We start from the raw sequence: 21,483 nt of genomic DNA on the forward strand, positions 1-21,483 counted from the left end.
TCAAATTACAAAAACTTGGCTAAACGGTCTTTTTCTGCGATGATTTTGCCAGTCCCATCAATGGCCTCACAGGAGCCGTTGATAATACGGGTGATAATGTTCCCCGGAGCAAATGGGTTATTTTTTAGGTGAGGTGCATCTAAAATACCTAGCCGCACTGCTTCGGTGAGATTTTGCGGATCGGTAAATGGATCTCCCTGGCTATTGCTGCCCAGGTTGTGAATGGCCTGCAGGGTCAGCCGGGCTTCCGCCATCAGGTGATTCTTGCGGTGTTGGATGGCAGGATCCTGCAGCATATCCGGTTGTCCGGCCAGCGCGTTTTCAATGGAGCGGCGGGCCATCAGGCAGGCTTCGATGATGTCGTCGGCAGTGGCGGCGTGGTGCGCTTCGGTATGGCCGACGATGTGCACGATATGAGGGTGCAGGCTCATTTGCAGGTAGATGCTGGCGGAAAGGTGTGCCCGTGCCGCGGCCGGTTCCAATGGATAACTGAGCAGGCCAGTGCGTGTTTGCCGCCAAATAGTGAAATTCTCATTTTCCAATTCCGCGCCCATTTCCAACAGGGCAGCCATTTTCGCTAAATCCATCGCGTCGGAGGTTCCCGGCGGGCTGTTGAACATCATTTGAGCAATGTAATTGCGCACACCGAAAGCGCGCGCGTTATAGGCGGCCAGATAAGCCGACACCACAAAAATCACATCCGGCGCGTCGCGCATGCCCCAATGGTGCGGTTCATTGAGTTCCACCGGAATATCATGCGCGCCATACCATTCCATGACCTTTTGGTGCTCGCGGATGCTGCCTTCCACATCCCACGGCCCGCGGCCATCCATACGATTGAACCAGAATAAAGGTATGGCTGCCCAGGCATTGTGCATGCTTTCCACATACATTTCGGCCAATTGAATGAAATCATCTGTGCCTGAGTAGGTGCGTAATAATGGAAAATTTCCGCGGCGGCTGGCCGCGTATAAATCGCGATAATCCTGTGCGGTGCGCACCGGAACACCGCCCGCGCCGGTGCGGCGGGCATCCTGCCTTTCCGGGTGAAAGAAGTTCTCCTGCGCGTCCTGGTCGATTCCCAGGGAAATGACGTCCAGCGCGCGGACTTCCGCGATCTTTTGGATGCCGGCGATAGTCGCTTCCATACTGGGCAGGCCGAAATGGTGGCGCAGCAGCGGGTAAGGCGCTTTCCAGAGAATGCGTTCCACTGTGGTAGTCGGATAATCCAACGCGGATTTAGCTTGAACCTTTTCGCCTTTCAGGAAAGCCATGATTTCTTCGTAATTTTGGCTACCGTCGAAAATGGCATCAAAGAATCCCAAGGCTTCGGCGCGTTCGGCCACTGGGGGAGTGCCGCCAAAAGCGAATTGCACGCCGCGTTCACGTAAATGGTCGGCGCTTTCGGCAAATTGCGCCAGCAGGCGTTCACCGGTTTCTGGCGTCAGGCGATAGGAAACGGCCAGCAGATCGGCGTGATGTTCCTCGGCAGCTTTGATCGCGGTTTGGATGGGCGTTGCCGGTCCAAGAAAAACGGTATGCCAACCCGCCTGTTCAGCCATCCGCAGGAAATTCATGACTCCGGCCACGTGGACGCATTCTCCTAAAGCGCAACCGACGACTGTCTTCCCGTTTTTTACCATCATGGTGTATTAATCATATAATAAAAAATATTAATTACTAGCCTTTTAATAGAGAAACCATGGTTGAAAAAGAAAACAATTCTGTAATAACACTGTGTCAAGATCTTATTCGATTCAACACCTCCAATCCACCCGGAAATGAACTGGCGGCTGCTTTATTTGTCGAAGCACGGCTGCGGCAGGCTGGTTTTGAGACCTCTCTGATCAAGCATGATGAAAACAGAGCGACCTTATTGGCCATGCTGGAAGGCCGGCCTCAGTCCGACACTTTCCTGTTCGTTGGGCATCTGGACACCGTGCCGTGCGGAGATCTCTCGAAATGGGAACGCGATCCTTTCGAAGCATTTTGTGATGGTGAGCGGATCATTGGCCGTGGAGCTTCGGACATGAAAGGCGGCTTGACTGCGCTGTTGACCGCTGCCGAGGTAGTAAAAGGCAGGAAAGTAAACAACACGATCATACTGGCATTCACCGCGGATGAAGAGAGCGGATGTCTTGGCGCAATCTCGTTATTGGATATCCCGCGTATTAAAGACACGAAAATGCTGCTCATTCCTGAACCAACCTCCAATCAAATCGGCGTGGCGGAAAAAGGCGCGTTATGGGTCAGGATTTCCGCGCGCGGCAAGTCCGCGCACGGTTCCATGCCGGATCAGGGTATCAACGCTATCAATGAAATAATCGCGTTGATGAATGCCCTGGATTTATCTGATTTTGAGCTGGAAAAGAATAATCACCTGGGAACTTTTACGCACAGCCTGAACACCATCAGCGGAGGAATCAAGACGAATATCATCCCTGATAGCTGTGAGATTAGCATGGATATTCGTACGCTGCCCACGCAAAACCATCGAGATATCCTGACTGCTATCGCTGGTGCTGTTAAACAAGTTACGGATCAACATCCAGAGTATGCCTTTAGCTGTGAAACGGTTATCAGCAAACCCGGACTTGAAACAAATTGCGGCCAGGCGCAGGTTGCCAGGATTGTCGATTTGATCCAATCGTCCAAGAAGGATGTAAACAAAATCGGCCTGAATTACTATACCGACGCGGCTGTGCTGGTTCCCGCATTGAATGTGCCATTCTTGCTGTTCGGGCCGGGGGACGCGGATCAGGCGCACGCGACCAATGAAAAACTGGATTTGAGCAAGTTATACCAATCCTGTGAAATCTACAGCGAAATTCTTAAAAAAATCGCTTTTGAATAGACAATTTCCCCAATAATATTGACAAGATAGAAATTTCTTTGTATATTAAAGAAAACACAGATATAAACGTTTACGTAAACGTTTAACTGGAGCAGAGATGGTAACCATCAAAGATGTTGCGAAAGCCGCAGGTGTATCAGTTGCAACCGTTAGCCATGTTGTCAATGGCACGCGCTTTGTGAGCGAAGATACCAAGGGAAAAGTACTGGCTGCGATGCAGGATCTTTCCTATAAACCCAACGCGGTTGCCAGAAGTCTCCGAAGAAAAGAATCGAAAATTGTCGGGCTGGTTTTGCCGGATAATACCAACCCCTATTTTGCAGAGATTGCGTGGAGCATTGAGTACGCATCTCGAAACCAGGGGTATAGCGTTATCCTGTGCAACTCGGATGGCGATGTTCACAAAGAATCCTCATATATCGACGTCCTAATCGAAAAACAAGTGGATGGCGTAATCCTGGTTGCTGCTGGAGATAGCAGCGCAAATTTCCTCAAACTTCAAGAACGAAATATCCCTACAGTCATGGTTGACCGCGACAGCCCAAGCGTCAATACTGATTCTGTTCAGATTGATAACGCGATCTATGGAGAGATGGCCACCTCGCATTTAATTAAGAAGGGGCATACAAAGATAGCTTGTATAACGGGCCCGCGTGATGTTACCCCCAGCTTTGACCGCGTAGACGGATATAAAAAAGCATTAAAACTGAGCAACATTGAAATCCGTGAAAATTATATAGTCCGTGGAGACTTTAAACCGCATGGAGGCTATTTGGCGGCATGTAAGCTCCTGGACTATGATGATCCCCCATCCGCAATATTTGCATGTAACGATTTGATGGCATATGGCGTGATTCATGCCGCCGCCGAAAGAAATGTGCGCGTGCCTGATGATCTTTCAATAGTCGGATTTGACGATATCTATCTCTCCACTTATAACAATCCGCCTTTAACCACCATAAAACAACCTCGTTTGGCAATGGGTGATGAGGCTGTGAATGCGTTGGTACTGAGAATGAAAACCCCGGACAGGCCTGCGCGCAGTATTCTGCTGCATGCCGAGTTAGTAGAACGTGCTTCTACGAAACAATTGACGAACCAGAGTAAAAAGAACTAGAAAGGAGGAGTTTTATTGGTAAGAGTACAACCCTAAAGAATTTAAATCCCCAAACGATAAATAGGAGTAGAGAAAATGAAAGGTAAAACGTTAATTTTATTAAGTTTGTTAATGGTTGTTGGTATGTTGTTTGCTGGATGCGCGACAGCGGCTGCACCTGCTGCTGAAGAAGCACCCGCAGCAGAAGAGGAAGCAGCGGCCGAAGAAGCACCGGCGGCTGATGCCTCAACGGAAGAAGCAGCTCCTGCAGAAGAAGCGGCGTCCGCGGATGGAATTGTAAAAGCCGCCCAGGATTGGCGTATTGCCTTCATCCCGCAGTTGATTGGCATTCCCTATTTTGATGCCATGAAAGCCGGTGGTGAGCAGGCCGCAGCCGATTATGGTGTGACCTATATGGATGTAGGTTCTCCCGAAGCCAGCGCAGCAGAACAAGTGCGCTTGATGGAAAATCTTATCCAGCAGCAAGTGGATGCCATTTCAATTTCCGTATTGGATTCCGTGTCCTTGAACCCTGTCATGCAGCGTGCTGAAGAAGCCGGTATCGTGGTTTACACATCCGACAGCGACAGCCCGGACAGCGTCCGCCGTGTTTATGTTGCACAGGCTATGGACCAGGATCTCGGCTATACCTTAATTGACACTTTGGTTGAAAACATTGGCGGTTCAGGTCAGATCGGCATCGTCTCCGGCGAATCAACAGCCACAAACCTGAATACCTGGATCGACTACATGAAGGAACGCGTTGAATCAACCTATCCTGATGTTGAGATTGTCGATACCCGCTATACCACCGGTGGCAGCAGTGAAGATGCGCTGCGCCAGGCTGAAGAATTAATGACCAGATTCCCCGATATCAAGGGTTTGGTTGCAGTAGCCTCCACCACGGTTCCCGGTGTTGCCCAGGCTGTTGAGAATGCCGGCAAAGTCGGTGTTGTTGATGTAATCGGTTATGGCTCACCCAATACTGTCCGTCCTTACATTCAAAGCGGCGTTATGAAATCCTCCATTCTGTGGGATCCCACCGCATTGGGTTACCTGAATGTATGGGCTGGTATCCAACTGCTTGAAGGCAAGGATTTCCAGGAAGTTAACAATGTTCCCGGCATCGGTGAAGTGAAGTATTTTGCTGACTCTGGCACATTGCTGCTTGGCCCTCCGTTGGTCATCACCGCGGAAAATGTTGATAGCTTTAACTTCTAAATAAATCTATAGGTAAATGGAGAGCTCCTGATGGAAAAATCATCTTTGTTGAAAATTGAAAATATTTCCAAATCTTTTGGCGGGGTGCAAGCCCTGGATAATGTTAGTCTGGAAATAAAGAAAGGCGAAGTTCATGCCATTGTGGGCGAGAACGGAGCCGGAAAATCAACACTGATGAAAATCATCGCCGGAGCTCTCCAACCCGATTCAGGGCGGTTGGAATTTGAGGGGAATTCGGTGGAATTTGAAGGCCCGCGCGACGCATCTCAAATTGGGATCGCTATTGTATATCAGGAACCAATCTTCTTTAGGGAATTGTCCGTTGTAGAGAATATTTACCTTGGTGAAGAAATCAGGCAAAACCGGGGAACATTGGATTGGAATTCCATGACTACGGGCGCGTCGGAAGCAGTAAAAAAGATGGGTTTGCCGGTGGATATTATCCACAAAACTATGTCGGAATTGATGCTGGGAACGCAGCAGTTGGTTCTGATTGCCAGAAGCATTCATAAAAAGGCAAAGTTATTAATCCTGGATGAACCCACAGCGATTCTAAGCCAGGCTGAGACTGAAATCTTATTCAACACCATCAAGACCTTAAAAGAACAGGGCGTAAGCATCCTGTATATCAGCCATCGCTTGGAAGAAATCTTTCAAATTGCGGATCGAATTACAGTATTACGCGATGGCAAAAAAGTGGAAGACTTTGCTATTGATGAAGCCAGTGAGGATAAATTGGTCTTGTCGATGACAGGACGCAATTTCTCATTCGATCTCAAAAAAGAGTTAAAAGACAATAATAAAACGCCTATTTTGGAAGTGGAACATCTCTCCAGAGCAGGCGTTTACCAAGACATTTCATTTTCCATCAAGCCCGGAGAAATTCTTGGTTTCTATGGCCTGGTTGGTGCCGGCCGTTCCGAAGTAATGCAGGCTGTTTATGGAGAACTACCTTCGGATAGCGGCGCCATCAAATATAAGGAACAGGCAATTCATCCCCATAATAGCTTGGACGCTATTGAAAAAGGGATTATTTATGTTCCTGAAGATCGCCGGCATTATGGTCTTTTCCTTATTCGTGCTATTCAGGACAATCTCAGCGCGGGAATTTTGCGCAGGATTTCCAATCGAATTGGGGTCATCAACGGACACAAAGAATTAGAGAAAGTACAAGATCAAATGCAAAGCCTCAAAATCAAAGCGGGGAGTATCTTTGCACCGGTATCAAGTCTGAGCGGTGGTAATCAACAAAAAGTGGTTCTGGGAAGAAGTTTGATGTTGAACCCCGATTTGCTTATTTTGGACGAACCAACGCATGGTATTGATGTGGCGACAAAAAACGAGATCCACAAATTGATTTATGCGCTGGCGGAAAAAAATATTGCCATTATTCTCATTTCCTCGGAACTGCCTGAAGTCCTTGCGCTGGCTGACAATATTTTGGTGATGCATGAAGGAAGTATGACCGGTTATTTGCCCAGGGGTAAAGCCGACGAGGAGACAATTCTTCGTTTAGCTTTAGGTTTACATGACAAAAAAAAGACTGCGGTTGTTTAGTGAGGATAAACCATGAATTCCCTAAATAAAGACGAGAAAAAAGATTTGGTAGAGAGCAAGGTTTTAAGCTGGATAGATGATCATCACGATGAAATCGCTGGATTTCTCCAGGAATTGATTCAAATACCCAGTGTCAATCCATGGTTTAGGCCAAAAGAAGATGAATCACGCGAAGCCGATGTACAGAAAGCAATTGGCAATCGCATGCAAGCGTTGGGCGCCGAGGTGGCGAATTGGGAGCCAAACGCGAAAGAATTGGCGAAATATGAAGGACGCGCCGGGTATTACGCGGATCATAAATTTGAAGGACGTCCCAATCAAGCGGCAGTGCTGAAAGGGAGTGGAGGGGGGCGGTCCATGCTATTGACAGGCCACGTGGATGTGGTGCCGGCCGGGAATGGATGGACAGTCGATCCGTATTTGGGTGAACGCCGGGAAGGCGTGATTTATGGACGCGGCGCTGTGGATATGAAAGGCGGCATTGCTGCCATGATCATGGCAGTGGAAGCCGTGGTCAAATCCGGATATCGGATGAAAGGGGATGTTACAGTAGGCACGGTGGTGGACGAGGAAGCGGGCGGGATGGGTACCCTTGATTTTGTGGACAAGGGCTATCGTGCGGATGCCTGCATCATGACCGAATCTACCGATCTAAAGGTTGCTCCCCTCTGCCGGGGTATCTTGTGGGGCAAGCTGATTATTCCGGGAAGAAGCGGGCATATCGAATTGCCGCAGGGCGATTGGCGGGAAGGCGGCGCGGTGGATGCCGTGACATTGGCGCGTGTTTTCATGGATCACTTTGACCGTTTGAATGCTGACTGGCGGTTGCGGAAAACCCATCCGTATATGTCCATTCCCTGCCAGTTATATATTGCTCAGGTAAATGCCGGAGAATATCCGACTGCCTTTGCGAACAAAGCCGAACTAGTGTTTGACGCCCAATATCTGCCGCGTGAAAAGGACGACATGGGCTTGGGGAGTAAGGTTAAAGCGGAAATTGAAGAGTTTATCAACCGGGTGGCGATGACAGAACCCTGGTTGAGAGAACATCCACCCGTGATTGAGTGGTTGATCGATGCGGACTGCGGTGAAACACCTGTTGAGCATCCCTTTGTTCAGACGATTGGGGAAAGCCTAAAGAAAGTGATCAGCGAAGAAATGATCGAGGGTATCGGTTTTCATACGGATATGGGATGGTTCACCAATGTGGGTATCCCGACCGTGAATTTCGGCCCGGGAAATCCAAGTGTCGCCCATCAGGATAACGAAAGCCTGGAAGAAAAAGAATTGATCAAAGCTGTCAAAACTATTGCGCTGACATTAATCGAATGGTGCGGTGTGGCAGATGCCTAAAGGCGGATTAAATATGTCTGAATTGGATTCATCATCACAAAAAGTAAATCAATGGATAGACGATCATCATGACGAAATCGTAGGGTTTCTGCAGGAACTGATCCGAATACCCAGTGTGACTCCCTGGTTTCAACCGGCTGCCGAGGAATCGCGCGAAGCCGATGTGCAAACAGTGATCGGTAAGCGCATGCAGGCACTGGGCGCCGAGGTAAAGCGCTGGGAACCGAATGCGCAAGAATTGGCAGAATATGAAGGACGGCCAGGGTATTACGCAGACCATTTATTTGAGGGACGGCCGAACCAGGCGGCAGTACTAAAGGGCAGCGGTGAGGGGCGTTCGATGCTGCTGACGGGCCACGTGGATGTGGTACCTGCCGGAAGCGGTTGGACGGTGGAGCCATTTTCCGGCGATCGCAAGGATGGAGTAATCTACGGACGCGGCACGGTCGATATGAAAGGCGGAATCGCCGCTATGGTCATGGCAGTGGAAGCTGTGGTCAAAGCTGGATATCGGTTGAAAGGGGACGTCACGGTAGGAACGGTGGTGGATGAGGAAGCGGGCGGTATGGGCACACTTGACTTTGTAGACAAGGGTTACCGTGCGGATGCTTGCATTCTGACCGAACCGACGAATATGAAACTGGCCCCCCTTTGCCGTGGAATTTTGTGGGGAAAACTTACCATACCCGGGCGGAGCGGACACATTGAACTGCCGCAGGGAGATTGGCGGGAAGGCGGCGCGGTGGATGCCGTGGCATTAGCGCGGGTATTCATGGATCACTTTGATCGTTTGAATGCCGATTGGCGTGTTAGGAAGGTCCACCCCTATTTACCGATCCCCTGTCAGTTGTATATCGCTCAGGTGAATGCCGGAGAGTATCCGACTGCGTTCGCGAACAAGGTGGAATTGGTTTTCGATGCGCAGTATTTACCGCGTGAAAAGGATGAGATGGGGCTGGGCGGTAAAGTAAAGGCCGAGATTGAAGAATTTATCAACCAGGTGGCGATGACGGAACCCTGGTTGAGGGAACACCCGCCGGTGCTTGAGTGGTTGATCGATGCGGATTGCGGCGAGACACCCGTTGAGCATCCTTTTGTCCAATCGGTATTAAACGATATGGAATTATCGGGTTTGCCCCGGACAATTGAAGGAGCGTGTGCTCATACCGATATTGGTTGGTTTGAGACGCTTGGAATACCGTCAGTAGTCATCGGAGCCGGAAATCCTCGTTTAGCTCATCAGAACGATGAACACATATCAGAAGAAGACCTGATCAAATTGACCAAATTGATTTCCAATGTGCTGATTCATTGGTGCGAAATTCAATAATCTGGAGAAATTCTTAATGAATAAGAGCAGTAGAGTCCGACCTTATATTCCAAAACCGAGCAGAAGAGAATATTTCACCATCATTATTCTGGTGATCGAAATTATTATTTTTTCCATCGTCTCTAAGAATTTCCTTTCTGCTAACAATCTTGAGACGGTGCTGAGAAATTCCACGGATCTTGCCGTGGTCAGCATCGGTATGACCATGGTCATGGTATTGGGTGGCATTGATATTTCCGTAGGATCCGCTTTAGGCGTAGTTGCTATATTTGTCGGGTGGATGCTGCAGAGGGAATTCAATCCCGTCCTGATAGGATTTGTTGCGGTGTTGCTGGGAACGATAATTGGCGTATTTAACGGCTTTCTGGTTACCAAAGCAAAAATCCCCGCGATTATCGCTACGTTGGGAATTTCCAATATATTGCGCGCAGCGATTTTTGGAATGTTAGGGGGGAGCTGGCTGACTGGTCTACCGCAGGTGTTTACACTTTTTACAAAGGGGCATATCTTAGGGCTGCCGGCCCCTGTTATTCTCCTGTCAATTTTCTACTTTATTTTCTGGGTATTTCTTACGTATATACCGGCCGGACGGCATATTTACGCGGTTGGAAACAGCGCGGAGGCTTCAACGTTATCCGGAATTTCCGCCACTCGCACCCAAATAGTGGCTTTTGGTTTACTGGGCTCATTAGTGGGCTTTTCTGCATTGATTTATGTGGGTAGATTGGCCAGTGTGGAAATTACCGTTGGAAATGACTTGGCAATGGCATCTATCGCCGCGGTTGTTGTGGGCGGGACATCGGTAAAAGGTGGCAAAGGGTCGGTTATTGGAACATTGGCCGGCGTTCTTTTTATCGCAATCATGAAAAATGGAATTGTGCTTTTGGGGATTCCTTCTCTTTGGGAGAAGGCAGTGGTTGGCGTGCTGATCATCCTTTCAGTCGTTGTTGACCTTGTCTTTACTCAGCGATCAGAAAGACAAAAACGCGAACAATTATCGAAACAGAGGATGGCAATCTAAAACTGGTTGCGCGAAAGGAATTATATACAACGATGAAAAATAAGATTATAAAAATCCTCAGCAATAGAGTGTTCTTTCTATTAATCCTGCTTGTGGTTGTTATGATCGTTATGTCGATCATAAGCCCCTATTTCCTGAACGTTAACAGCTTGATCACTATGGCGCGCTTTGGTGCGGTTTTGGCCCTGGTAGGATTGGGGCAATCTTTGGTCATCCTGGCTGGCGGGGCCGGCATTGATCTCTCCGTGGGATCGATGATCAGTCTGGCCGGCGTCATGTTCGGCTTCATGGTTAATGCCGGTATGAATGTCTGGTTGGCTGCCGCGTTGACGGTTTTGGTGGGTGGAATTCTTGGCTCAGTAAATGGTATTACTGTCGCCCTTTGGGGATTACCGCCATTGATTGGCACACTGGGCACCATGTATGCTTATGGCGCACTGGCACTCGTGATGACGAACGGTGTCCCGCTCTCCGGATTTCCGGAAAGCTTTAGCTTCCTTGCCAACGGAAAAGTTTTTGGTCTACCTTCGCAGATTATTCTGGTTGTTCTGCCGGCATTTTTAATCCTTTTCTTCATTATGCAAAAAACGAATTTTGGCCGTTGGATTTACCTTGTGGGTGTAAACGAGAATGCTGCACAATTTTCCGGTATTCAAGTAAAACGAGTCCGTTTTGTCCTTTATGTGATTTCCGGAATTTTGGCAGGATTGGGCGCGATAATCATGTCCTCATGGTTAATGGCTGCGAGGCCGGATACCGGGAGCGGAATGGACATGCGGTCTATTACGGTTGCTGTTTTAGGTGGAATTGATATTTATGGAGGTGTCGGTAACCTGGTGGGTACCATCCTTGCTGTTATTATAGTGACGATGATCGCAACAGGGTTGCAGTTGGCGAATATAAATACAATTTGGCAATTGGCTGTCTTGGGAGTTATCTTGCTTGGTGCAGTTTCCTTGAACCAGGTGTTTGTTAGCAAGACAAAATGAACTAACTAAAGAGGAGAATAATAGGTATGGCAAAAATTAAATTTCTTTTGGCTGGCGAATCCTGGGTTTCAAATAGCACCCATTACAAGGGCTGGGATTTCTTTTCCAGCACGGTCTATGAAACCGGCGTCGAATATTTAGAGAAAGCTTTTGATAATACGAATATTGATTTTATTCACATGCCCGGCCATCAGGCTGCAAAAGAATTTCCACTGAGTCTGGAAGGGTTGCAGCAGTATGATGTTATCTGCCTGAGCGACATTGGCGCGAATACCCTGCTGCTGCATCCGGATACATGGCTGGCCGGAAAATCCACCCCCAACCGCTTGAAATTACTGGTGGAGTGGGTCAAAAAAGGCGGCGGGTTAATGATGTGCGGCGGTTATTATTCATTCGCCGGTATTTACGCAGGCGCCAAGTATTACCGCTCTCCATTGGAAGCGATCTTGCCGGTGAACATCCATACATTCGATGATCGTGTGGAGACTCCCGAAGGCGCCAAACCGGAGGTGCTTGACAGCGCCCATCCATTGGTAGCTGGCATGGGTACGGATTGGCCGGGCCTGTTGGGTTTCAACGAATTGGTACTCAAACCGGAAGCACAACTGGTTGCTAAAGTCGACGAGCATCCACTGCTGGCCGCTATGCAGGTGGGGCAGGGACGCACAATGATTTGGGCTTCGGATATTGGCCCGCACTGGTGCCCCGTCAGTTTCGCTGAATGGCCCGGATACGCTCGCTTATGGAATAATTCCGTGAATTGGTTGGCAGGAAAATAAAAAAATCTTCCGAATAGACGAAATAAAAGAAATGAAATGAGAACCCGCTGGCAACGGGTTCTTTTTATGGGTGTTTGATGTTATGATTTTGACATGATTACTGAAAAATAAAGGATATTTTCTTGATGAATGAATTTAAAAATACGCGCAATCTGGTAATTACGGCTCTGATGGCTGCCATTACCTTGCTGTTGGGTTGGACGCATTGGGGTTTTATCCCCTGGTTCGGCGGAGTCTCGCTGACCATTATGCAAGTACCGGTTATTATTGCTGCAATCATTGTCGGCCCAGTTTCCGGTTTGATCGTCGGTTTGATTTTTGGCGTATTTAGCATGATTATGGCCGGTGTGGCGCCCTCCGGCCCCACGGATGTATGGTTCACCAATCCTATGTTATCCGTTTTGCCGCGTTTATTCATTGGCCCATTGGCTTGGTTGGCCGGCCGGGCCCTGAAGCGTTGGCCGGCGGCAGCGCTGGCAGTGGCCGGCGCTGTTGGCAGCTTAACCAACACCATCCTGGTGCTGGGTATGATTGGCTTGATGGGACTTTTGCCCTGGGCTATCTTGGGCGGAGTGTTTGTAAGCAACGGACTATTGGAGATGGCAGCGTCCATGGTCGTCACCACGGCGGTCGTGGCGGCTTACTGGCACATTCCGCTGGGCAAGCGCAAAGGCGCGAATTTAGACGAGTAATTTTCAAAGAGAAGAAGTGGGCTGAGCTTGTCGATCGCGCAGCATCCCCTTGGGGGATCGCGAAGCATTCCCCATGGGGAAAGCCCACTTTTTATAAGTAATAATTCCCTGAAATTTCGCACTTCGACACCCCACGCTTTCATTCGAAAGACTCAGGACAGGTGCTCTCGACGGGTACTCAGTGCGTATTTTTATTTAAATGGCCAGAATAACGACAGAGTGCACAGCAGCAGGACGATTAGGATGAAGAAAATTTCCTTCCATCCTACTGAATATTCTTTCAAACCTGTGCGTGTGTTCCGGCTGGCATATCCGCGTGACAGCATGGCTTCAGCCAACGCGTCGGCCTGCTGCAAACTGACGGTGAATAAAGGCAGCAGCAGCGGCAGCATCTGGCGCGTTTTTTGGAAAAGACTTCCTTTGGGGTCGCCCCATACCGCACCGCGTGACGCCTGCGATTTGGCAATCTTTTCGGCGTTCAATGCCAGGCTGGGAATGAAGCGCAGCATAATCTGAATAACCATGGCGGCTTGCCCGGAGGGAATGCCGATTCGGTTAAGCGGCTTGAACAGAATGTCCAGGCCGTGCACGATTTCCAGGGTGGACAGGGTGGCGCTGGTGAGCGTCAACAGCAGCACTAACACGAAAAAACGCAGGCACAGGATGCCGCCGGAAAGCAGACCGGCGTTGTTGACGCGAAAGAAATGCCAGCTGAACCAATCCGGCAGGCTGCTTTGATAGGACATCATCAAGATCTGGATGATCGCCAGGATCAGGATAAAAGGCAGCGGTGTCAGCAGGCCGCGCAGCGCGTATTTCAGCGAGATCTTGCTGATGACCAACATGAACAGAGTCGCTCCCAGCAAAACCAGCAGCCCCTGCCAGGGCTTGCATAAAGTGGTTGCCAGGATGAGCAGGCTGAAGGCGGCCAATTTGAAGGCCGGATTCAAACGGTGGATGATGGAATGGGTGGCAAAGTATTGCCCCATGGAGATCTTGCTGAGGTATTCAAAATCACTCATGCGGTTCTCCCTGGGTGAGAGCTGCCAATGACAAGGACAGCCTTTCCATTGACGCGATTGGTGTGCTGAGCGGCCACCCTTTTTGTCTGAGCGCGTCCGTGATTTGCGCGGCTAAGGGCGCTTTCAAACCGGCTTCTTCCAGCTTGGCGGTTTGGCTGAACACACTTTGCGCTTCTCCCTGCAGGAAATCGTGCCCGCGGTAGAGCAGGCTGACGTCCTGCAGAATGGGGATAATTTCCTCGTATTGGTGAGTGGAGATCAGCAAGGATTTGCCCTGCCCTCTTTGCCGGTCCAGTGTGCGCATCAGCTCGTCCACCGATCGCGGGTCCAGCCCGGCCAGCGGTTCATCCAGCAGCACCAGACGGCTCTGGATGGCCAGAATAGAGGCCAGCGCAACCTTGCGCTTTTCACCACCGCTCAATGTGGAGGTCAGGCGGTCTTTGTAGGTTTCAAAGTCCAGGCCGACCGACAGCATGGCTTGTTCTACCACATCTGCGATTTTTCCCTGATAACCCAGGTGGCGCGGGGCATAGGCAATTTCATCGCCCACGTATTGTTCGAAGATTTGATCCTCCGGCTGCTGGAAAGCCAGCACCACCATACGGCGCAGCGCCTGCACGTCCAAATCCTCAGCTGATAGGTCGAACGAACCAACGCGCACGCTTCCGCTTTGCGGCCGCAGCAAACCGTTGAGGTGCTGCAGCAGGGTGGACTTGCCGCAGCCGGTAGCGCCGATCAATGCGTGGGTATGCTGTTCTTTCATTGTGAAATTGAGGCCGTCCAGCGCTTTGTGCGCTAGGGGTGTGTTGCGTTGATAAACAAAAGAAAGATGACTGATTTGGATAAAGTCATCGGCTGTATTGTTTGAAAGTGGATCATTCTGTGAGGAAATACTCAGATTACCGGTATAGTCTGGAAGGCTTTGAAACAAGTCGTGGCTGGTGAGGATATCGGGCGCGATTTGAGGAAAATATTTTCGCAATTCCAAAGCAGCCTGGCGTGCGTGCGGCAGCCCCAAGCCGTATTGCTCCATCGCATGATTGCCTGAGAAAATATTTTTAGGTGTTCCGTCCAAAACCAACTGCCCATCGTGCAGCAGCAGGATGCGATCGGCCAGGGCGGCTTCTTCCATCAGGTGCGTGATCAACAGTACGGTAATGCCCTGGTGGTGAAGGGTGCGGATTTGTTCCATGACCATCGCGCGGCCCATGGGATCCAGCATCGCGGTGGTTTCATCAAATATAATGCAGCGCGGCTGCATGGCCAGGACGCCGGCCAGGGCCAGTCGTTGAGTTTCGCCGGCGGAAAGCAGGTGCGAAGGGCGTTGGCGGTAATTGGATAATCCGGTTTGGCGTAATGCGCTATCCACACGTTCATGAATGACAGCGGAGTCCAATCCCAGATTGGCAGGTCCGAAAGCGACATCCTCCTCAACAGTAGTGGCTACAATCTGGTTTTGCGGCCGCTGAAAAACCAAACCGACCTGCGAATGGATTTGCGCATGATTGTTGTAGTCGCGCGTATCCATGCCATCGATGAGCACGCGGCCGCTGTCCGGCAGCAACAGCGCGTTCAGAAGCCTGGCGAGGGTGCTTTTCCCTGAGCCATTGGGGCCGATGATGGTGGCAAACTCACCCGCCTGGATATTAAATTGAATATTCTTCAGCGCGGCACGGGTTTGGCCTTCGCGGGATGGATAGGAAAAAGAAATGTTCTCAACAATAATAAAATCGGGCATGCACCCGATTTTATACGAAAAGCATTAGTTTTGGGAAATTATCCCGAAATTTCTTGGTATTGTCAGCTGATATTCAGCTCGGATAACCATTGTTGAATACGCGCCTGGATTTGGTCGCGAATGGTGCGGAAGTAATCCAGTTTTTCCTTGTCATTTCCTTCAAAGGCAGCCGGATCTTCAAATGGCCAATGCAGACGCTGCCCCATTCCGGGGAAAAACGGACAACGTTCTTCTGCTTTGCTGCAAACAGTGACCAGGTAACTGAACTGGGTTTTGCCCAGATAGGTGGTCAGAGGTTTGGCATACTGTTGGCTGGCGTCAATACCGATTTCTTCCAGGACTTTGATGGTCATGGGGTGAATGACGGTGGGCTCCAGACCGGCACTGTGAACCTCGAAGTGGTTGCCGGCCATTTTTCGCAGCAGGGCTTCTGCCATCTGGCTGCGGGCTGAATTTCCTGTGCAGAGAAAAAGTACGCGTGGTTTTTCCATAATTCTTTTATACAGATTTTACATTAACAAGGAATTATTCGCATATTATCATTAAGTTAACAATAATCATAAATATTATTTTGCGGTCTGCATCCAATCCATAACTTCTTCTTTGGCGGGAATGCGGCCGAAGGATTTTACTTCCTCATTAATAACCAGAGCAGGTGTCTCCATGATGTCGTACTTCATGATGTCGTTTAGGTTCTTGACCTTCACGAATTCCGCTTCCTTACCCAATGCATCTGCTGCTTCACGAGCTACTTTTTCGAGTCTTTCACAGCGCGGGCAGCCGCCACCTAAGATTTTTACGATCATTTTTATTCTCCTTAAATTATATTTTATTTGATAAATTGGCCGAAAATCCAGCCGGATAATGTACTAAATATCGTAACCAATGTCACATAATACAAGGTTTTTTTCTTACCAATGACGGAATTGGTGATCAAAATGGATTGCAGGCTCAATTCCGGATCGGCCAGTAAATAGGCCAGCAGCGGGCCGCGGTGCATGCCCAGCGACAGGAAGGTTTGCGCAACCGGCACTTCCACCAGTGTGGGGAAGTACATGAACACGCCAAATAAAACGCCGGCCAGGTTGGCCAAGATGGTATTCTTACCGGCCACCAGTTGAATCCAGTTCGCGGGAATAATGGCCCGCGCAATTCCGGCCAGGAACACACCTACCAGCAGCAGGGGGATGATTTGCTTCACAAAACGCCAGGTTTCCCACAACCACGCACCCGCATCAGCCTGAGTCAAATAGCGGCGGACTGCAAACCATAATGCGGCGATCAGGAGTGTGACCGCGATAAACCGGCCGGTGATCAGGATGGATAAAGTCTCTCCATCAACCTGGGATTTCAAACTGGCAACAACCAGCGTCAGTGAAATTAATCCCAGCGACAGGTAGGTAAAGGTGTTGAATCCGTTCTCGATATTCTTAAACCCCTTGATTGCGCTGATGGCAATCAACACCAGAAGCGAGATCAACAGAATGCCTTGAACTGAAACACCTTCAATACCCAGGGCGGCGTTGGACGGCACCAATACGTCCAGTTTGGATTGCAGAGCTGCTGCCCATCCTGCCGGTATGGTAAATTGTGTCAGCAGTGAGGTCAATGGACGGACTTGCAGAGTACCGCTAATCAATACTGCTAAAAGCAGCAGAAAAATCAACAGGGTCTTTCCGGATAACTTGGCGCCCTGGCTGAACAGCTGGCTGGTTTCACGGTTGTGCGCAGCGTCATCTTCCCGGAAGATCCAAGCCATGATTAAACCAATCAAAATACCGAATACGATAGCCAACACCAACCTGGCCATGGCGATGTCCATACCGATTTGAACACCGGTGAAGGAAATTGCCAGAATGTTGACGGCCGGACCGACAAACAGGAAGGTAATGGCCGGGCCAAGGCCGGCGCCTTTCTTATAAATACCGGCGAATAATGGCATGATGGTGCAGGAGCATACTGCCAGTACAAATCCACCAACAGCGGCAGCCGGGTATGAAATGTACTTGGGCGTGTCTTTACCCAGGAAACGTGTTACCGCTTCTTTTGGCATCAATGCGGTCAGCGCACCGGCTATAAAAAAGGCCGGCAGCAAACACAGAAGGACATGCGCGGCCAGATATGAAGCCAGGCTTCCCAAGCCGGTTTGGAACATTTCTATTATTGTTGAAATAATTGGCATTAAATTCTCCTAATATTCATAAATTTGAATATAACAAGCTAAAAAAAACTACTTTGAGGTACATTTCGGGCAACTGCAGGCTTTATGAGATTGCTTGCCGTTCGAACCAATTACCTCGTTGGATCCGGTAAATTTCATGGCAGCCTGGATGATATCCAGAATTTTCGCGTCAGCCAGACGGTAATAAATAAAACGTCCATCCCGTTCAGTTTCCAGGATACCGGCATCGCGCAATGCCATCAGGTGTTGGGAGAGATTAGCCTGCCGCAGTCCCAATTGCGACTCAAGGTGACAAACGCAGGCATTTCCTCTACCGATTTCCTGAATGATCTTCAGGCGGGCGGGGTGGCTGATCAACCGGAAGAATTTACTGGTTTCTCCAAATGGATTACTTTTTGACATATTCATAATAGTGAATATGATACCACGATAATTAAGTTTTAAATAAAAAAAAAGCCGGCCAATTTGGCCGGCTTTTTTTTTGGTTGAAAACTGACTAATGAGTCATTGTCTGGCGAACATCTACTTTATCGAGACGCATCATCATGTAGAAAGAGATGGCTCCACCGGCGATTCCATAAAGAAGGAAAGGTATATTAATAACGCCTGCACTGTTGACTGTCGTGGACAGTAGCATCATAATGCGTACGATGACATTCATTCCATTTACAAAAATCATGAAAGTCAACGCTTTTGAACGACCGCGCCATAAAATTGCTGCCAGGACGAGGAAGAAAAGGAACACTACCCCAATGGCGGAATAGGCACTGCCGATGACAGAAGGCGGATATAACACAACTCCGATAGCCGGAAGCAGAAAGAAAAACATTACTTTTTGAAATACACTCATATCACATCTCCTATCTTTCTAGCCGCCCAGATACGCTTGGATGACAGAGGAATTCTCCATTACATCTTTGGCAGCACCTTCGAGTACAACGCTGCCGGTTTCCAGAACGTATGCGCGGTTTGCAATTGATAGCGCCATTTTCGCATTTTGTTCAACCAGAAGGATGCTGGTTCCCTGCTTGTTGATCTCCTGGATGATTTCGAAAATCTGCTCAACCAGAACGGGGGCCAAACCCATGGAAGGTTCGTCCAATAACATCAACTTGGGATGAGACATCAAGCCGCGGGCAATGGCAAGCATTTGCTGCTCGCCGCCGGATAAAGTGCCGCCCAATTGGTTTTGACGTTCCTTCAAGCGCGGGAAACGTTCGAACGCGCTGCGAATATCACAGGCGATTTGGTCTTTATCATTCTGAAGGAATGCGCCCATTTCCAGGTTCTCCATAACGGTCAACGGGGCAAAAATCTTGCGTCCTTCCGGAACGTGAATAATGCCTTTGCGCACGATTTCCTCGGCTGCTTTGGTGGAAATATCTTCTTCCAGGAAGCGGATGCTGCCTGTGGTAGGATGCAGCAGGCCAGAGAGAGTCTTCAATGATGTGCTTTTTCCAGCTCCGTTGGCGCCAATTAGGGCAACGATCTCCCCTTCTTCAACATTGAAACTGATATCGGTCAGAGCGTGGATCGCGCCGTAAAAAACATTGATTTTATCAACTTCGAGCATCATTGCTTTCTCTCCTTCAAATATTGCTTGGAAAGCTCAGCGGCACCAGGTCCAAGGTAAGCTTCGATAACATGGCTGTCCTTCTGAACGTCTTGGGCAGAACCGCGTGCAATCACCTGTCCAAAGTCCATAACGGTGATATGTTCACAAATTCCCATTACCACGCGCATTTGATGTTCGATCAACAAGATGGTCAGATCGAATTTATCGCGAATGAAGTGGATCAATTCCATCAGCGTGATGGCTTCTTTCGGATTCATACCGGCCGCGGGTTCATCCAGCAGCAGCAGTTTGGGACTGGACGCGAGTGCGCGTGCGATTTCCAAACGCCTTTGCTCGCCATAAGGCAAGTTGCGGGCAATTTCTGCCTGGCGATCCTGCAGATTGAAAACGCGTAGAAAATCCTGTGCTTTCTCAGTTAATTCATTTTCTTTTTTGTCGAAGTGTTTGCTGTGCATGATTGCGTCGCTCATGCTGTATCCAGCGTGAGTGTGATAGGCAATGCGCACATTGTCCAGAACTGTCAGGTTTGGGAAGAGGCGGATGTTTTGGAAGGTACGGGCAATTCCCATTTGGTTGATGATATAGGGGTCGAGGCCGCCGATGCTTTGGCCTTCAAAAACAACTTCACCGCCGGTCGGCTCGTAAATACCGGTAATCACGTTGAAAATCGTGGTCTTGCCGGATCCGTTAGGGCCAATCAAGCCGTTGAGCGCATGAGGTTGCAGAACCAGATCGACTTCGTTGACTGCTTTCAGACCGCCGAAATATCGGCAAAGCTTGCGCAATTCAAGGATGGGGGTTGTGTTGGTGTTCTCAGCCATTATGCTACCTCCTTTGCGGTTTCTTCATCTGCCTTTTTTTCTTTCAGGGGTGGAACAACGGAGCGGATGAATGGGATTTCATAATTGCCGAACAACCCATTCGGTTTCAGCAGCATCATGATTAATAACAAAGTGGGGTAAATCACGAAACGCCAGGTTTCAAAACCTTCGGGCAGGATTAGGCGCAAGACGCCTTCCAATACCAGAGCCCATCCGAAGGCCGCACCTACAGTGCCGGTAACGCTGCCCAGACCGCCGAATACGACTACGATCAGGGGATCGAATGATTTTACGAAACTAAATGTATTGGGATGCAGGAAGCCGTTGATATGTGCGTATAAACCGCCAGCTAACCCTCCGAAAAAGCTGCCGATCACAAAGGTAATCGTTTTGTAGAAAGCTACATCAATACCCATAGATGTCGCGGCCGTTTCATCTTCCCGGATGGACACAATAGCGCGGCCATAACTCGAATTTAATAAATTACGGATGACGATGATCGTAATGAGCAGAAAAATAAATACAGTAGCCCAGGTTGTAATCTTGGGAATACCGATCATGCCGCGTGCGCCTTTCATTTCATCGAAGCCCAGCATGGTGTCCGAATTATCCAGAAGAACTTTTACGATAATTGTGAAACCCAGTGTGGCAATGCCGAAATAGTCGGAACCCAGTGTAAGAACCGGAAGACCGAACAAGAAACTGACCTCGCCGGCGATCAAGCCGCCTAAAAGGACCGCAATCAAGTAAACGACATACTGCGCTACTTTTTCAGGCATGAGATTGAACAGCGCTGTAACCGGATTGGCAATCAACATGCCCAGTCTGGTAGCAATGAAAATGGCTACTAAAACACCTGCCAGGTAAAGGGCGAATGCAGACAGCGTATCCATGCCCCGAATCTTGGAAACGACTCCGCGTATCAGGAAAATAGCCAAGCCGACCAGGATGGAAATCATTAATATGACAGTCAAACCGGATGCACTGTGCAGCTGGACCCAACGGTAAGTGATGTCTGCGGCAGTGTAAGCGCCAATGGCATAGAACCCGTATTGGCCCAAGGAGAATTGCCCGTTGAAACCGTAGATCAGATTCAGCCCCAGGGAAACAATGGCCATGACACCAGCCAGGAGCACAATGGTGCTCCAGAAGGAGTTGATGATACCGGCTGAAATCAGGGCTTGGACAATTCCGAAAACCAGAACTGCGCCAACCAGAAAGAAAATGGAAGTTTTATTTAGACGATTCATAT

Annotated in this window: 21 protein-coding genes; 10 read left to right on the plus strand and 11 right to left on the minus strand. The window is 49.3% G+C overall.

The features are described from left to right. Positions 1-5 precede the first annotated feature (5 nt). A complete protein-coding gene (locus Pelsub_RS03085; protein ID WP_232528614.1) occupies positions 6-1,646 on the minus strand; it encodes a cobalamin B12-binding domain-containing protein in 1,641 nt (546 codons plus the stop codon). 56 nt (positions 1,647-1,702) lie between these two features. Between Pelsub_RS03085 and Pelsub_RS03090 the strand changes: the two genes are divergently transcribed. The 10 genes from Pelsub_RS03090 to Pelsub_RS03135 all read left to right on the plus strand — a co-directional run bounded on the left by Pelsub_RS03090 (position 1,703) and on the right by Pelsub_RS03135 (position 12,892). Then, positions 1,703-2,854, plus strand: a complete 1,152-nt coding sequence (locus Pelsub_RS03090; RefSeq protein ID WP_116225990.1) for a M20 family metallopeptidase — start codon at positions 1,703-1,705, stop codon at positions 2,852-2,854. Between the two features lie 97 nt (positions 2,855-2,951). Further along, positions 2,952-3,971 (plus strand): LacI family DNA-binding transcriptional regulator, encoded by a 1,020-nt coding sequence (locus tag Pelsub_RS03095; protein WP_116225989.1) that lies wholly within the window; start codon positions 2,952-2,954, stop codon positions 3,969-3,971. Positions 3,972-4,046: 75 nt separating this feature from the next. Further along, positions 4,047-5,171 carry an autoinducer 2 ABC transporter substrate-binding protein gene (locus Pelsub_RS03100; RefSeq protein ID WP_116225988.1) on the plus strand — a complete coding sequence of 375 codons (1,125 nt, stop codon included), beginning with the start codon at positions 4,047-4,049 and terminating at the stop codon, positions 5,169-5,171. A gap of 30 nt (positions 5,172-5,201) precedes the next feature. After that, positions 5,202-6,728, plus strand: a complete 1,527-nt coding sequence (locus Pelsub_RS03105) for a sugar ABC transporter ATP-binding protein (protein ID WP_116225987.1) — start codon at positions 5,202-5,204, stop codon at positions 6,726-6,728. A gap of 12 nt (positions 6,729-6,740) precedes the next feature. After that, a complete protein-coding gene (locus Pelsub_RS03110; protein WP_116225986.1) occupies positions 6,741-8,081 on the plus strand; it encodes an ArgE/DapE family deacylase in 1,341 nt (446 codons plus the stop codon). A 13-nt stretch (positions 8,082-8,094) separates the two neighbouring features. Further along, positions 8,095-9,411 (plus strand): ArgE/DapE family deacylase, encoded by a 1,317-nt coding sequence (locus Pelsub_RS03115; RefSeq protein ID WP_116225985.1) that lies wholly within the window; start codon positions 8,095-8,097, stop codon positions 9,409-9,411. 16 nt (positions 9,412-9,427) lie between these two features. Further along, a complete protein-coding gene (locus Pelsub_RS03120) occupies positions 9,428-10,432 on the plus strand; it encodes an ABC transporter permease (RefSeq protein ID WP_116225984.1) in 1,005 nt (334 codons plus the stop codon). A gap of 32 nt (positions 10,433-10,464) precedes the next feature. Continuing rightward, the gene (locus Pelsub_RS03125; protein WP_116225983.1) at positions 10,465-11,421 is read left to right on the plus strand and encodes an ABC transporter permease; all 957 of its coding nucleotides are present in this window, start codon (positions 10,465-10,467) and stop codon (positions 11,419-11,421) included. Positions 11,422-11,447: 26 nt separating this feature from the next. Continuing rightward, positions 11,448-12,200 (plus strand): glutamine amidotransferase, encoded by a 753-nt coding sequence (locus Pelsub_RS03130; protein WP_116225982.1) that lies wholly within the window; start codon positions 11,448-11,450, stop codon positions 12,198-12,200. 125 nt (positions 12,201-12,325) lie between these two features. Further along, positions 12,326-12,892: an ECF transporter S component gene (locus tag Pelsub_RS03135; RefSeq protein WP_116225981.1), complete on the plus strand. Its 567-nt coding sequence runs from the start codon at positions 12,326-12,328 to the stop codon at positions 12,890-12,892. A gap of 191 nt (positions 12,893-13,083) precedes the next feature. Here the strand turns inward: Pelsub_RS03135 and Pelsub_RS03140 are convergent, their stop codons facing one another. The 10 genes from Pelsub_RS03140 to Pelsub_RS03185 all read right to left on the minus strand — a co-directional run bounded on the left by Pelsub_RS03140 (position 13,084) and on the right by Pelsub_RS03185 (position 21,481). After that, positions 13,084-13,914, minus strand: coding sequence for an energy-coupling factor transporter transmembrane component T family protein (locus Pelsub_RS03140; protein WP_116225980.1), 831 nt, complete (start codon positions 13,912-13,914; stop codon positions 13,084-13,086). Beyond that, a complete protein-coding gene (locus tag Pelsub_RS03145) occupies positions 13,907-15,652 on the minus strand; it encodes an energy-coupling factor transporter ATPase (RefSeq protein WP_116225979.1) in 1,746 nt (581 codons plus the stop codon). Before Pelsub_RS03145 ends, Pelsub_RS03140 begins: the two co-directional genes overlap by 8 nt. Before the next feature lie 62 nt (positions 15,653-15,714). Beyond that, positions 15,715-16,143: an arsenate reductase ArsC gene (locus Pelsub_RS03150; protein WP_174233244.1), complete on the minus strand. Its 429-nt coding sequence runs from the start codon at positions 16,141-16,143 to the stop codon at positions 15,715-15,717. A 75-nt stretch (positions 16,144-16,218) separates the two neighbouring features. Next, positions 16,219-16,458, minus strand: a complete 240-nt coding sequence (locus Pelsub_RS03155) for a thioredoxin family protein (protein ID WP_116225977.1) — start codon at positions 16,456-16,458, stop codon at positions 16,219-16,221. Positions 16,459-16,481: 23 nt separating this feature from the next. Further along, on the minus strand, positions 16,482-17,834 hold the full coding sequence (locus Pelsub_RS03160) for a permease (protein WP_116225976.1): 1,353 nt from the start codon (positions 17,832-17,834) through the stop codon (positions 16,482-16,484). Between the two features lie 48 nt (positions 17,835-17,882). Further along, entirely contained in the window at positions 17,883-18,242 is a 360-nt protein-coding gene (locus Pelsub_RS03165; protein WP_116225975.1) for an ArsR/SmtB family transcription factor, read from the minus strand. Positions 18,243-18,330: 88 nt separating this feature from the next. Next, positions 18,331-18,684 carry a hypothetical protein gene (locus Pelsub_RS03170; protein WP_116225974.1) on the minus strand — a complete coding sequence of 118 codons (354 nt, stop codon included), beginning with the start codon at positions 18,682-18,684 and terminating at the stop codon, positions 18,331-18,333. A gap of 18 nt (positions 18,685-18,702) precedes the next feature. After that, the gene (locus Pelsub_RS03175) at positions 18,703-19,407 is read right to left on the minus strand and encodes an ABC transporter ATP-binding protein (RefSeq protein WP_116226014.1); all 705 of its coding nucleotides are present in this window, start codon (positions 19,405-19,407) and stop codon (positions 18,703-18,705) included. Then, complete coding sequence (locus tag Pelsub_RS03180) at positions 19,407-20,231, minus strand: ABC transporter ATP-binding protein (RefSeq protein ID WP_116225973.1); 825 nt, start codon at positions 20,229-20,231, stop codon at positions 19,407-19,409. The genes Pelsub_RS03175 and Pelsub_RS03180 overlap by 1 nt, the downstream gene beginning before the upstream one ends. After that, positions 20,231-21,481: a branched-chain amino acid ABC transporter permease gene (locus Pelsub_RS03185; protein WP_116225972.1), complete on the minus strand. Its 1,251-nt coding sequence runs from the start codon at positions 21,479-21,481 to the stop codon at positions 20,231-20,233. Before Pelsub_RS03185 ends, Pelsub_RS03180 begins: the two co-directional genes overlap by 1 nt. Between the last annotated feature and the right edge of the window lie 2 nt (positions 21,482-21,483).

Source organism: Pelolinea submarina, assembly GCF_003966975.1.
Taxonomy (GTDB): Bacteria; Chloroflexota; Anaerolineae; order Anaerolineales; family Anaerolineaceae; genus Pelolinea; species Pelolinea submarina.

Excerpts from the sequence above, each read along its gene's own strand:
- Pelsub_RS03135 (WP_116225981.1), top strand. The coding sequence starts at position 12,326 with ATGAATGAATTTAAAAATACGCGCAATCTGGTAATTACGGCTCTGATG.
- Pelsub_RS03105 (WP_116225987.1), top strand. The coding sequence starts at position 5,202 with ATGGAAAAATCATCTTTGTTGAAAATTGAAAATATTTCCAAATCTTTT.
- Pelsub_RS03095 (WP_116225989.1), top strand. The coding sequence starts at position 2,952 with ATGGTAACCATCAAAGATGTTGCGAAAGCCGCAGGTGTATCAGTTGCA.
- Pelsub_RS03185 (WP_116225972.1), bottom strand. The coding sequence starts at position 21,481 with ATGAATCGTCTAAATAAAACTTCCATTTTCTTTCTGGTTGGCGCAGTT.
- Pelsub_RS03140 (WP_116225980.1), bottom strand. The coding sequence starts at position 13,914 with ATGAGTGATTTTGAATACCTCAGCAAGATCTCCATGGGGCAATACTTT.
- Pelsub_RS03150 (WP_174233244.1), bottom strand. The coding sequence starts at position 16,143 with ATGGAAAAACCACGCGTACTTTTTCTCTGCACAGGAAATTCAGCCCGC.
- Pelsub_RS03130 (WP_116225982.1), top strand. The coding sequence starts at position 11,448 with ATGGCAAAAATTAAATTTCTTTTGGCTGGCGAATCCTGGGTTTCAAAT.
- Pelsub_RS03115 (WP_116225985.1), top strand. The coding sequence starts at position 8,095 with ATGTCTGAATTGGATTCATCATCACAAAAAGTAAATCAATGGATAGAC.
- Pelsub_RS03155 (WP_116225977.1), bottom strand. The coding sequence starts at position 16,458 with ATGATCGTAAAAATCTTAGGTGGCGGCTGCCCGCGCTGTGAAAGACTC.
- Pelsub_RS03165 (WP_116225975.1), bottom strand. The coding sequence starts at position 18,242 with ATGAATATGTCAAAAAGTAATCCATTTGGAGAAACCAGTAAATTCTTC.
- Pelsub_RS03160 (WP_116225976.1), bottom strand. The coding sequence starts at position 17,834 with ATGCCAATTATTTCAACAATAATAGAAATGTTCCAAACCGGCTTGGGA.
- Pelsub_RS03170 (WP_116225974.1), bottom strand. The coding sequence starts at position 18,684 with ATGAGTGTATTTCAAAAAGTAATGTTTTTCTTTCTGCTTCCGGCTATC.
- Pelsub_RS03180 (WP_116225973.1), bottom strand. The coding sequence starts at position 20,231 with ATGGCTGAGAACACCAACACAACCCCCATCCTTGAATTGCGCAAGCTT.
- Pelsub_RS03125 (WP_116225983.1), top strand. The coding sequence starts at position 10,465 with ATGAAAAATAAGATTATAAAAATCCTCAGCAATAGAGTGTTCTTTCTA.
- Pelsub_RS03110 (WP_116225986.1), top strand. The coding sequence starts at position 6,741 with ATGAATTCCCTAAATAAAGACGAGAAAAAAGATTTGGTAGAGAGCAAG.
- Pelsub_RS03145 (WP_116225979.1), bottom strand. The coding sequence starts at position 15,652 with ATGCCCGATTTTATTATTGTTGAGAACATTTCTTTTTCCTATCCATCC.
- Pelsub_RS03085 (WP_232528614.1), bottom strand. The coding sequence starts at position 1,646 with ATGATGGTAAAAAACGGGAAGACAGTCGTCGGTTGCGCTTTAGGAGAA.
- Pelsub_RS03100 (WP_116225988.1), top strand. The coding sequence starts at position 4,047 with ATGAAAGGTAAAACGTTAATTTTATTAAGTTTGTTAATGGTTGTTGGT.
- Pelsub_RS03090 (WP_116225990.1), top strand. The coding sequence starts at position 1,703 with ATGGTTGAAAAAGAAAACAATTCTGTAATAACACTGTGTCAAGATCTT.
- Pelsub_RS03120 (WP_116225984.1), top strand. The coding sequence starts at position 9,428 with ATGAATAAGAGCAGTAGAGTCCGACCTTATATTCCAAAACCGAGCAGA.
- Pelsub_RS03175 (WP_116226014.1), bottom strand. The coding sequence starts at position 19,407 with ATGCTCGAAGTTGATAAAATCAATGTTTTTTACGGCGCGATCCACGCT.